An 11353-nucleotide genomic window follows, 5' to 3' on the forward strand; every position below is an offset into this window, starting at 1 on the left:
TGCGGCCCGCTGGGGAAGGCGAGCCGGGCAAATGGTGTCTGGTCGACGAAGGAGACGTCCGGTGAAGAAGTACGTGCGGGGACTGGCGATCGTGGGCGTGGTGACGCTCGCCGTCGCCGCGTGTGGCAGCAAGCCGACCGAGGACTCGGCCGGCGGCAGCGCCAACAAGGACTTCAAGGCCTGCATGGTCTCCGACTCGGGTGGGTTCGACGACAAGTCGTTCAACCAGACGTCGTACGCCGGTCTCCAGGCAGCGGTCAAGGAGAAGGGCCTGACCGAGGTCAAGGCCGAGTCGAAGTCCGACAACGACTACCCGACCAACATGACCGCGATGGTCCAGGCCGGCTGCAAGATCATCGTCTCGGTCGGCTTCAAGCTCGAGGACGCCACCGACAAGGCCGCCCAGGCCAACCCGGACATCAAGTTCGCGATCGTCGACTCGGCCCCGGCCAAGCCGATCGCCAACGTCAAGCCGCTCGGCTTCAACACCGCGCAGTCCAGCTTCCAGGCCGGCTACCTGGCCGCGGCGATGTCGAAGTCGGGCAAGGTCGGTACCTTCGGCGGCATCAAGATCCCGCCGGTGACGATCTTCATGGACGGCTTCGCCGAGGGCGTGCGCTACTACAACACCCAGAAGTCCAAGAACGTCCAGGTGCTCGGCTGGGACGACGCCAAGCAGTCCGGCCTGTTCACCGGTGACTTCGAGGACAAGGCCAAGGGCCAGAACACCGCGCAGAACCTGATCACCCAGGGCGCCGACATCATCTTCCCGGTGGCCGGTCCGGCCGGGCTGGGCGGTCTGCAGGCGGCCAAGGCCAGCAACGGCAAGGTGAACGCGATCTGGGTCGACACCGACGGCTGCGAGAGCGCCGCGGAGTACTGCTCGGTGCTGATCACCAGCGTCAAGAAGGGCATGGACGTCGCCGTCCAGGACGCGATCGTGTCGGTCGTGGACAACAAGTTCGACAACTCCCAGTTCATCGGGACGCTGGAGAACGGTGGCACCTCGCTGGCTCCGTTCCACGAGTTCGACAGCAAGGTCCCGGCCGAGCTGAAGAGCGAGCTGGAGCAGATCAAGGCCGACATCGTCAGCGGCAAGATCACCATCGCGTCGAAGGCGCAGCCGAAGGCCTCCTGACCCACGACCGCCGGGGTGGGGTGGGAACGACCCGCCACCGCCACCGCGTAGTACGGTGCGAGCCAGGAAGGTGCAACCCCGATCGGGGTCGCCTTCCTGGCTCGCCGTCTGAAGGAAGGCCTCCTGATGCATCTCGAGCTGTCCGGGCTGACCAAGCGCTTCGGCTCGCTGGTCGCCAACGACCACATCGACCTGGTGATCGAGCCGGGTGAGATCCACTGCCTGCTCGGCGAGAACGGGGCCGGCAAGTCGACCCTGATGAACATGCTCTACGGGCTGCTGCAGCCCGACTCCGGCGAGATCGTGATCGACGGCGAGAAGGTCGCGATCACCTCGCCCAGTGACGCGATCGGCCACGGCATCGGCATGGTGCACCAGCACTTCATGCTGGTCCCGGTGTTCACCGTCGCCGAGAACATCATGCTCGGCCGGGAGAACACCCACGCCGGCGGCGTGCTGGACCGCAAGAAGGCGCACGCGCTGGTCACCGAGCTGTCCGACCGCTACGGCTTCGAGGTCGACCCCGAGGCGCTGGTCGAGGACATCCCGGTCGGTGTGCAGCAGCGGGTCGAGATCATCAAGGCGCTCACCAACGACGCCAAGGTGCTGATCCTGGACGAGCCGACCGCGGTGCTCACCCCGGCCGAGATCGACGAGCTGATCGGCGTGATGCGCCAGCTCAAGGACAACGGCACCTCGATCGTGTTCATCACCCACAAGCTCAAGGAGGTCAAGGCGATCGCGGACAAGATCACCGTGATCCGCCGGGGCAAGGTGGTCGGCAGCGCCGAGCCGTCGGCGTCGGAGGAGCAGCTGGCCGAGCTGATGGTCGGCCGCGCGGTCGACCTGGTGGTGGACAAGGAACCGGCCCGGCCGGGCGACGCCGTCCTGACGATCGAAGGCCTGACCGTGATCGACGAGCGCGGGTTCACCGCCGTCGACGCGGTCGACCTGGAGGTCCGGGCCGGTGAGATCCTCGCGGTGGCCGGTGTCCAGGGCAACGGTCAGACCGAACTGGCCGAGGCGCTGCTCGGGCTCACCCCGATCGCGGCCGGCAAGGTCTCGCTGGACGGCGTCGACCTGACCGGCCGGACCACGCGGCAGCGGCTCGACGCCGGCATCGGCTACGTGCCCGAGGACCGCGCCCACGACGGCTTCGTCGGCTCGTTCAGCGTCGCCGAGAACCTGGTGCTCGACCTGTTCCGCAACGAGCCGTTCGGCCGCGGACTGGCGCTGCGCACCGACGAGATCGAGAAGAACGCGCACGCCCGGATCGAGGAGTTCGACATCCGCACCCAGGGCGCGGAGCTGCCGGTGTCGTCGCTGTCCGGCGGCAACCAGCAGAAGGTCGTGCTGGCCCGCGAGCTGTCCCGGCCGCTCAAGCTGCTGGTCGCCTCGCAGCCGACCCGCGGGGTCGACGTCGGCTCGATCGAGTTCCTGCACACCCGGATCGTCGAGGAGCGCGACAACGGCACCGCGGTGCTGATCGTGTCCACCGAGCTGGACGAGATCGCCGCGCTGGCCGACCGGGTCGCGGTGATGTACCGCGGCAAGGTCGTCGGCGTCGTACCGTCCGACACGCCTCGCGACGAGCTCGGCCTGATGATGGCCGGAGCCAGCAAGCGCGAGGCCGAGGTCGTGGCGACCGAGAACCCGACCACGTTGGGAACCATCTAGATGAGCAACGACACGGCCACCGAGCCGGAGCAGAGCCCGGCGCCGGCGAGCCCGGTCAAGGAACCGGCCGCGAGCGGGCTGCCGTCCTGGGCGGTCCAGGGCCTGGTCTCGCTGAGCGCGATCGTGCTGGCGCTGGTCGTCGGCGCGATCCTGATCATCGTCGGCGACGACCAGGTGAAGGCCGCGGTCGGCTACTTCGGCGCCGCGCCGCTGGACACCCTGTCGGCCGCCGTGACCGCGGTCGGTGAGGCGTACAAGGCGCTCGCCGTCGGCGCGCTCGGCGGAATGAACCCGATCGCGGAGTCGCTGACCCAGGCGACCCCGCTGATCTGCGGCGGTCTCGCGGTGTCGCTGGCGTTCCGCACCGGGCTGTTCAACATCGGTGCCCAGGGCCAGTTGATCATCGGCGCGATCCTCGCCGCGTACGTCGGTTTCGCCTGGCACCTGCCGCCGGTCCTGCACCTGATCCTGGCGATCGTGGCCGGCCTGATCGGTGGCGCGATCTGGGGCGGCGTGGTCGGCCTGCTGAAGGCGCGGACCGGTGCGCACGAGGTGATCGTCACGATCATGCTCAACTACGTCGCGATCTACCTGCTCCAGTGGTTGCTGACGACAACGGCTTTCAAGCGGCCCGGTCGCGAGGACCCGATCAGCCCGATCGTGGACGCGAACGCCCAGTACCCGCAGTTCGGTGACACCCGGCTGCACCTCGGCTTCCTGCTCGCGCTGCTGGCCGCGGTGTTCGTCTGGTGGCTGCTGAACCGCTCGACGGTCGGCTTCGAGCTGCGCGCGGTCGGCGCCAACGCGGACGCGTCCCGCACGGCGGGCATGTCGGTCGGCCGGGCGTACGTGATCGCGATGGTGGTGGCCGGCGCGCTGGCCGGTCTGGCCGGCACGCAGCAGGTGCTCGGCACGGACCTGCCGCTGACCGACGGTGTCGCCGCCACGGTCGGGTTCGACGCGATCACGGTCGCACTGCTCGGCCGCGGTACGCCGCTCGGCACGGTGCTGGCCGGCCTGCTGTTCGGCGCCCTGAACGCGGGCGGCCTGCAGATGCAGCTGCAGACCCAGACCCCGCTGACCCTGACCACCGTCCTGCAGGCCGTGATCGTGCTGTTCGTCGCGGCCCCGGCGCTGGTGCGCTCGGTGTTCCGCTTCCTGCCCAAGGAACGCGGCATCGGCGCTGTGCTCGCGAAAGGCTGGAACGGATGAGCGACACGACGGTGACCGACACGGTGCGCGAGCCCGCGCCGGCGGCGATCGAGGCACCGGCGGACCGGACCCGGCGACTGCGGGTCGGCGGGCTGATGCTGGTCTTCGCGCTGATCGGGCTCGGGCTGGCGATCTTCACCGGCGGCGGCAAGGCCACGTTCCAGCTGGTCTCCGGCGACCTGGAGAACAACCTGCTCGGCGTACCGGCGCAACCGGTCGCGATCGTGCTCGGCGCGCTCGGCATCTTCGCCGCCGTCGCGTACGTGATGCGCCGGGTGCCGCAGAAGTACAGCGGCTGGCTGGCGGTCGTGCTGGGCGTGTGCTTCATCGGCGCGTTCCTGTGCTGGGCGGCCGCGGGCAAGACCTTCCCGCTGGCCAATCAGTTCCAGGGCACGCTGAACTTCGCCACCCCGCTGATCCTCGGCGCACTGGCCGGTGTGCTGTGCGAGCGGGCCGGCGTGATCAACATCGCGATCGAGGGCCAGTTCCTGGTCGGCGCGTTCACCGCGGCGGTCGTGTCCAGTACGACGGGCAGCGCGGCGGCCGCGCTGGTCGCCGCCGCCGTGAGCGGCGTCCTGATGGCCTGGCTGCTGGCGGTCTTCTCGATTAAGTACCTGGTCAACCAGGTCGTGCTCGGCGTGGTGCTGGTGGTCTTCGCCTCCGGCATCACCGGGTACTTGTTCGACCAGTTCCTGCAAGAGGACGCCGAGGCGCTGAACACGCCGAGCGTGCTGTCCGCGGTGAAGATCCCGGGCCTGGGTGACATCCCGTTCATCGGGCCGATCCTGTTCAACCAGACGATCCTGGTCTACCTGACCTACCTCGCGGTCGCCGTCGTCACGTTCGTGCTGTTCCAGACCCGCTGGGGCCTGCGGGTCCGCGCGGTCGGCGAGCACCCGAAAGCGGCCGACACGGTCGGCATCAAGGTCAAGCGGGTCCGGTACTCCGCGGTGCTGTGGGCCGGTGTGCTGGCGGGTCTGGGCGGTGCCTTCTTCACCGTCGGGTACGCCGGTTCGTTCTCCAAGGAGATGACCGCCGGCAACGGCTTCATCGCGCTCGCGGCGCTGATCATGGGCCGCTGGCATCCGATCGGCGCGATGGTCGCGGCGCTGTTCTTCGGCTTCGCCACGCAACTGCAGTCCCAGCTCCAGATCATCCAGACCCCGATCCCCGGCGAGCTGCTGCTGATGGCGCCGTACCTGGCCACGGTGATCGCCGTCGCGGGTCTGGTCGGCCGGGTCCGAGCTCCGAAGGCCGACGGTGAGCCCTACGTCACCGAGTAGTCCGCCCACCGATCCCGGCACGGGCCCCGCCAAAGCCCCGACCCCCGGGCCAGCCCCGGCCCCCGGGCCAGCCCCGGCCCCCGAGCCAGCCCCGGCCCCCGAGCCAGCCCCGGCCCTCGGCTCGGGTGCTCCTGCATCTTCCTTTTCTTCCCGCCCGTCCCCGCCCGGAGGGCGGGGACGGGCGGTGGGGGATGCTGGTGGGGTGGATGTCGACTGGGAAGAGCTCCGGGCTGCTGCCATCGAGGCGATGCGCCGGGCGTACGCGCCGTACTCCGGGTACGCCGTGGGCGCCGCCGCGCTGGTGGACGACGGCCGGGTGATTGCCGGGTGCAACGTCGAGAACGCGTCGTACGGACTGACGTTGTGTGCCGAGTGTGGGCTGGTGTCGGCGCTGCACGCGTCGGGCGGTGGGCGGCTGGTCGCCTTCACCTGCGTGGACCACAACGAGAACCTGCTGACCCCGTGCGGCCGCTGCCGCCAGTTGCTGCACGAACACGGCGGGGCCAAGCTTCGAATCGAGACAGCGACCGGCAGTCGCCCGCTGAGCGAGCTGCTGCCCGAGGCCTTCGGCCCCGAACACCTGGAGGACCAGTGAGCTTCGACGCCGTCGACGTCATCCGCACCAAGCGTGACAAGGGCGAGCTGAGCGACGGGCAGATCGACTGGGTGATCGACGCCTACACCAACGGCGACGTCGCCGACGAGCAGATGTCCTCGCTGGCGATGGCGATCCTGCTCAACGGCATGACCCGGCGCGAGATCGCCCGCTGGACCGCCGCGATGATCGCGTCCGGCGAGCGGATGGACTTCGCGAAGCTGTCCCGCCCGACCGCCGACAAGCACAGCACCGGTGGCGTCGGTGACAAGATCACGTTGCCGCTGGCCCCCTTGGTCGCGGCCTGCGGCGTCGCGGTCCCGCAGCTGTCCGGGCGCGGCCTCGGTCACACCGGCGGCACGCTGGACAAGCTGGAGTCCATCCCCGGCTGGCGGGCCGCCCTGTCGAACACCGAGCTGATGAACCAGCTCGAGGACGTCGGCGCGGTGATCTGCGCGGCCGGCGACGGGCTGGCCCCGGCCGACAAGAAGCTCTATGCGCTGCGCGACGTGACCGGCACGGTCGAGGCGATCCCGCTGATCGCCAGCTCGATCATGAGCAAGAAGATCGCCGAGGGCACCGGCGCGCTGGTGCTGGACGTCAAGGTCGGCACCGGCGCGTTCATGAAGGACCTGGCCGACGCGCGCGAGCTGGCCGAGACGATGGTTGCTCTTGGCACGGATGCCGGTGTCCGCACGGTGGCGCTGCTGACCGACATGTCGACACCGCTCGGCCTGACCGCCGGCAACGCGCTCGAGGTCCGCGAGTCGCTGGAGGTGCTCGCCGGTGGCGGACCGGCCGACGTCGTCGAGCTGACCGTCGCGCTGGCCGCGGAGATGCTCGCGGCCGCCGGAGTCACCGACATCGACCCGGCCGAGAAGCTGCGCGACGGTTCGGCGATGGACGTCTGGCGGCGGATGATCGCCGCCCAGGACGGCGACCCCGACGCGGACCTCCCGGTCGCCCCCGAGCAGCACGTGGTGAAGGCCGAGCAGTCCGGCGTACTCAGCCGGCTCGACGCCCTGGCCGTCGGCGTCGCCGCCTGGCGCCTCGGCGCCGGCCGTGCCCGCAAGGAAGACCCGGTCTCTCCCGTCGCCGGGATCGAGCTGCACGCCAAGCCCGGCGACGAGGTCAGCGCGGGTCAGCCGTTGCTCACCCTGCACACCGACGACGCCTCCCGCTTCGACCGAGCGCTGGAAGCACTCACCGACGCGATCGACGTCGGTACGGCGTACGAGGCGCAGCCGCTGATCATCGACCGCATCACCGCCTGACCGGCGCGAGCTCGGCCAGGGCGCGCATCGCGTCCGGCAACTCGGCGGCGATCGTGCGGCCGATCAGGCGGGAGAACAGCGGCGTCAGCGCGCCGTTCATCGTCACGCTGTGGGTGAAGTGGGTGACCCCGTCGATCACCTCGATGCGGTGCGCGAACTCCATCGTGGTCAGCGGCAACTTGGTCGTGTCGGTGAAGCTCACCAGCGGGGTCACCTCGGTCAGCACGAACGCCGCCTTCGGGCCCTTGGCGGGCTTGAGCGTTCCACGAGTACCGACCACGAAGGGACCCTCGACGGTCACCTCGGCCGTTCCGTGGTCCCACTGCGGCCAGGCGGTCGGCTCGCTGTAGTGCGCCCACAACTGCTCGGGTGTCGCGCTGGTCTGTTCGGTGTGCTCGAAGTGCCACATGGCTGCTGTCCTTACCGGTGAAGTGGAAGTGGTCATCGCGACCCCTGCGGATCGACGAAGGCTGTGGTCAGTCCGAGCTGCTGTCCCCGGACCACCGCCGCGCAGCGGTTGCTGACCTCGAGCTTGCGCAGCAGGTTCGACACGTGTTTGGCCGCGGTGTGCTCGGAGATCCCGAGCCGCCGGGCGACCTTGCGGTTGGTGTGGCCGTAGCCGAGTTCCCGAAGGACTGCCTGTTCGCGCAACGTCAGCTGCGCCTGTCCGGTGTCGGTGAACGAGCAGACCGCGTCGACCACCGCGTCGCAGGCCCCGAAGAACGGCACCCGGTCCTCGACCGAGATCCGCACCTCCCGCCGCAGTGACGGCGCGGAACCGATCGCCGGCCAGACCTCGGTCGGCACGGCGTCGTCGGGCCGCACCACCAGGGTCGGTGCGGTGACGGCTAGCATCAGCTGTCCGGCGTCGTGCTCGCGCATGCCCTGCAGCATCGCCTCGGCGGTCTCGTTCGACGCGCAGGCCTGCTGGTGGTCCGCGTACGCCGCGGCCCGGCGCGCGCTGGCGCTGGGCGCCAGGATGCCGGCCATGGCGATCGCGCCGAGCCGCCAGTTCGCCCGGATCAGCGACCGGGCGGCGTCCAGCAAGCTGTCGTGCTCGGTGCGGGAGCCGAGCACCGCTGCCGGATCACCCATCAGAATCAAGTGACTGACCAGCTCGGGCCGGCGTGCGGCCAGCGCGATCGCGACCTGGTCGGCGAATCCGTAGCTCAGCACGGCCACGCTGGTCTCCCCGCTGGCCCGGACGACGGCCTCCGCGGCCTCGACGGCGGTGTCGAGGGTCAGGCCGCCGTCGGCCGCGGGCGACAGGCCCGAGCCGGGGAAGTCGAAGCGGAGCAACCGGCGCCGGCCGGCCAGCCGGTGGAGAAACCGCGCACTGGGGCCGCTCACCCAGTCCAGACCGGCATGGGTGATCCAGCCGCCCAGCACGAGCACGGCCGGACGATGGGTTCCCGCGGCGGCCCAGCTGATCTCGTCACCGCCCCTGGTCCGGCAGCGGTGAATGGTCGGTAGAGAGTCGACAACTGTTCTGGTCTTGTCCTGCATCGCTAACCCCCCGGTCGGCTTGCCTCACTACACCCCCGCGGGCCGGTGCCACCCTCAGTGGGCGGGCGGCCGTGCTCCAGATAATAGACTGCGCGCAGACTATCCGCCCGGAGAGTACTTGGACAGCGGTATCTCATTCCGGCCGCAGGGTGTGCAAACGGACGGTCGTCCGGACCTGCCGGCGACCTGGCTGCGAGTGTGGCACGGCCCGGTGTCACCCCGATGCGGACAAGCGTTTCAACGACTCCCTGCCGCGCCGAATCCCCTTGCCTGGTTGAGTATGCCGCCGGTACGACGGGTTCGTGGTCTGCTCAATTCTGGTCATGGACCGGCTGCCCGGCAGCACGTGACGCTGGGTCCTGCCCGACCACCGAGCAGACCCTGGAGCCGCTAGTGAAGCGCAGACACCTGTGGGAACTGGAGGACCAGCACTGGTTCCCGCCCTTGCTGCGAGACGCGATCACCGACTTCCTGCGGACCGCTCTGGTGGTCGGCGGCAAGGTCTACCGGCCGGCGATTCCGCTGCTGGCGCGGGTGCTGAAGCATTCCGGTACCGACCAGGTGATCGACCTGTGTTCCGGCGGTTCCGGCCCGTGGACGCATCTGCAGGCAGACCTGGCCGAAGCTGGATCGCCGGTCGAGCTGCTGCTGACCGACAAGTACCCGAACGCCGAGGCGCTGGCCCAGGCGGTCCGCGACACCGCACCGGGCCGGACGAGTTACGAGCCCGGCCCGGTCGACGCCACGAACGTGCCGGACCGGCTGCCAGGAGTTCGCACACTGTTCACGTCGTTCCACCACTTCCGGCCGGACGACGCGCGGGGCATCCTGCGCGACGCCCATGCCGCCCGCCGGGGGATCGGCGTGTTCGAGTTCACCGAGCGCACCCCGGGCGCCGTACTGCGAACGCTCGTCGTCGCGCCGTTGCTCGTGCTGCTGACGATGCCGAAGCTCCGCCCGGACCGGCGGCGGCTGGTGTTCACCTACCTGCTTCCGGTCATTCCCGCCGCGGTCACCTGGGACGCGGTGGTGTCGAACCTGAGGACCTACACCGTCGCGGACCTGCGGGCGATGGTGCTGGACCTCGACGCTCCCGACTACGTCTGGGAAGCCGGTCAGCTTCCCGGTGAGGGACGCAATCCGCCGGTGACCTATCTGCTCGGCCACCCGCTCTGAAGCCCTGCCCGGCCACGGCCCCGACGTCGTGTCCGGCACTCGCTCCGACGCCCTGCGACTCACAGGAGACTCCCGCATGACCACTGTCACCACCGCCCGCCCGACGCCGTACCCGGCGAAGTACACGACGCCGTTCCTGCTCTATCCGCCGGCGTTGTGGCGCAACGCCATCGGTTCCGGCTTCGCCGACGAGCACCTCGGCCTGCAGGAGCAGGGCACCGACTACGTGATGTACCTGTCGGTCCCGTTCTGCCGGGTCCGCTGCCACTCGTGCCCGTACTTCGTCGACCTGCTGTCGATCCACGACAGGAAGACCCAGAACAAGGAGCAGCGCTACGTCGACGCGCTGATCGCCGACCTCGAGCGCTGGGCCGGCTACCCGCGGTTCGCGACCGGCCGGCTGCGCGCGGTCTACATCGGCGGCGGCACGGGCTCGATCCTGTCGACGGACAACCTCCGCCGGGTGGTCGAGACGATCAGCACGAAGTTCCCGCTGCAGGACGGCTACGAGCTCACGCTGGAGGGCAACGCCCGCGACTACGACGGCGAGAAGCTGGACTACGTCGCGGACTCGGCGATCAACCGGATCAGCCTGGGCGTGCAGTCGTTCGACCCGACGATCCTCAAGGTGATCGGCTCGCCGCACGCCGCAGAGCAGAGCGTCACCGCGATCCACGAGCTGCACGCCCGCGGCTTCCGCAACATCCAGATGGACATGATGTACAACCTGCCCGGGCACACCCGGCAGGTCTGGCAGAGCGACCTGCAGCGGCTGGCCGAACTCGACATCAACCACCTGACGACGTACCTGTACCGGATCCACGACGACACCCCGCAGGCCAAGTTCATTGCCGCCGGCAAGGTTCAGCCGCTGCTGGACAAGGAGTCGCAGTACGTCCGCAACATGCAGGCCGACCTGGTCGAGGCGGCCGCCGACCTGGGCTTCGTGAACTACATGTTCGACCACTTCGCCAAGCCGGGCGCGGAGAGCGTCTACAACGAGTGGACCTTCGGGCGGAACATGATCGAGGTGCTCGGCGTCGGCCCGGGCGCCTACGGCTTCGTCAACGACTACCGGATCGGCACCGCCAAGAACGTCGAGGGTTACATCGCCTCGGCCGAGCGTGGCGAGCACCTGATCACCGCGGTCTCGCAGCGGGTCGACGGCATCGTCCGGCGCGAGCGCTACCTGGTCAACGTGCTGCAGTACGGCCGGGTCGACCTGGACGCCTACCGCGGCTACTTCGACTCCGAGCTGGCCGACGACTTCCCCGGCGTGGTCGACAAGCTGGTCACTCGCGGGCTGGCCGACGTCGACGGCCGGGTGCTGGTGCTGTCGGAGCTCGGCCGCGAATGGCACATGAACGTGATGCTCGAGTTCACCAACGACCAGTTCTGGGGTGACACCACGGCGCTGGACTCGCCGCACTGGGCGATGAACACCCCGATGGTCGAGCTCTTCGCCGGCACCAAGCAGGACTGGCTCGGCTGA

At 69.5% G+C, this 11353-nt stretch carries 10 protein-coding genes; 8 read left to right on the plus strand and 2 right to left on the minus strand.

Going from position 1 to position 11353, the window contains the following annotated elements; all coding sequences use genetic code 11:
• Positions 1–31 precede the first annotated feature (31 nt).
• The 6 genes from ACQPXM_RS07680 (at position 32) to ACQPXM_RS07705 (ending at position 7179) form a co-directional block, all read left to right on the plus strand.
• A complete protein-coding gene (locus ACQPXM_RS07680; RefSeq protein WP_432946230.1) occupies positions 32–1138 on the plus strand; it encodes a BMP family lipoprotein in 1107 nt (368 codons plus the stop codon).
• Between the two features lie 126 nt (positions 1139–1264).
• Positions 1265–2815, plus strand: coding sequence for an ABC transporter ATP-binding protein (locus ACQPXM_RS07685; protein WP_432946232.1), 1551 nt, complete (start codon positions 1265–1267; stop codon positions 2813–2815).
• Positions 2816–4027, plus strand: coding sequence for an ABC transporter permease (locus tag ACQPXM_RS07690; RefSeq protein ID WP_432946234.1), 1212 nt, complete (start codon positions 2816–2818; stop codon positions 4025–4027). It begins immediately after the preceding gene.
• Entirely contained in the window at positions 4024–5310 is a 1287-nt protein-coding gene (locus ACQPXM_RS07695; protein ID WP_077012266.1) for an ABC transporter permease, read from the plus strand. Before ACQPXM_RS07690 ends, ACQPXM_RS07695 begins: the two co-directional genes overlap by 4 nt.
• 202 nt (positions 5311–5512) lie before the next feature.
• Positions 5513–5905 (plus strand): cytidine deaminase, encoded by a 393-nt coding sequence (locus ACQPXM_RS07700; RefSeq protein WP_432946237.1) that lies wholly within the window; start codon positions 5513–5515, stop codon positions 5903–5905.
• On the plus strand, positions 5902–7179 hold the full coding sequence (locus ACQPXM_RS07705; protein ID WP_432946239.1) for a thymidine phosphorylase: 1278 nt from the start codon (positions 5902–5904) through the stop codon (positions 7177–7179). Before ACQPXM_RS07700 ends, ACQPXM_RS07705 begins: the two co-directional genes overlap by 4 nt.
• Here ACQPXM_RS07705 and ACQPXM_RS07710 read toward each other — a convergent pair.
• Together ACQPXM_RS07710 and ACQPXM_RS07715 are read right to left on the minus strand one after the other, a co-directional pair.
• Positions 7169–7588: an SRPBCC family protein gene (locus ACQPXM_RS07710; protein WP_432946241.1), complete on the minus strand. Its 420-nt coding sequence runs from the start codon at positions 7586–7588 to the stop codon at positions 7169–7171. The two genes, ACQPXM_RS07705 and ACQPXM_RS07710, sit on opposite strands and share 11 nt — an antisense overlap.
• Before the next feature lie 32 nt (positions 7589–7620).
• Positions 7621–8685, minus strand: coding sequence for a LuxR C-terminal-related transcriptional regulator (locus ACQPXM_RS07715; protein WP_432946243.1), 1065 nt, complete (start codon positions 8683–8685; stop codon positions 7621–7623).
• A 393-nt stretch (positions 8686–9078) separates the two neighbouring features.
• Between ACQPXM_RS07715 and ACQPXM_RS07720 the strand changes: the two genes are divergently transcribed.
• Together ACQPXM_RS07720 and ACQPXM_RS07725 are read left to right on the plus strand one after the other, a co-directional pair.
• Positions 9079–9861, plus strand: a complete 783-nt coding sequence (locus ACQPXM_RS07720; protein WP_432946245.1) for a hypothetical protein — start codon at positions 9079–9081, stop codon at positions 9859–9861.
• A 76-nt stretch (positions 9862–9937) separates the two neighbouring features.
• The gene (locus ACQPXM_RS07725) at positions 9938–11353 is read left to right on the plus strand and encodes a coproporphyrinogen-III oxidase family protein (RefSeq protein WP_432946247.1); all 1416 of its coding nucleotides are present in this window, start codon (positions 9938–9940) and stop codon (positions 11351–11353) included.

The organism is Kribbella sp. CA-253562 (assembly GCF_050942265.1).
Lineage (GTDB): Bacteria > Actinomycetota > Actinomycetes > Propionibacteriales > Kribbellaceae > Kribbella.

What these genes read in the sequence shown, in the direction of transcription:
- ACQPXM_RS07680 (WP_432946230.1), top strand. Translation starts at nt 32, where the DNA reads ATGGTGTCTGGTCGACGAAGGAGACGTCCGGTGAAGAAGTACGTGCGG.
- ACQPXM_RS07685 (WP_432946232.1), top strand. Translation starts at nt 1,265, where the DNA reads ATGCATCTCGAGCTGTCCGGGCTGACCAAGCGCTTCGGCTCGCTGGTC.
- ACQPXM_RS07690 (WP_432946234.1), top strand. Translation starts at nt 2,816, where the DNA reads ATGAGCAACGACACGGCCACCGAGCCGGAGCAGAGCCCGGCGCCGGCG.
- ACQPXM_RS07695 (WP_077012266.1), top strand. Translation starts at nt 4,024, where the DNA reads ATGAGCGACACGACGGTGACCGACACGGTGCGCGAGCCCGCGCCGGCG.
- ACQPXM_RS07710 (WP_432946241.1), bottom strand. Translation starts at nt 7,588, where the DNA reads ATGTGGCACTTCGAGCACACCGAACAGACCAGCGCGACACCCGAGCAG.
- ACQPXM_RS07715 (WP_432946243.1), bottom strand. Translation starts at nt 8,685, where the DNA reads ATGCAGGACAAGACCAGAACAGTTGTCGACTCTCTACCGACCATTCAC.
- ACQPXM_RS07725 (WP_432946247.1), top strand. Translation starts at nt 9,938, where the DNA reads ATGACCACTGTCACCACCGCCCGCCCGACGCCGTACCCGGCGAAGTAC.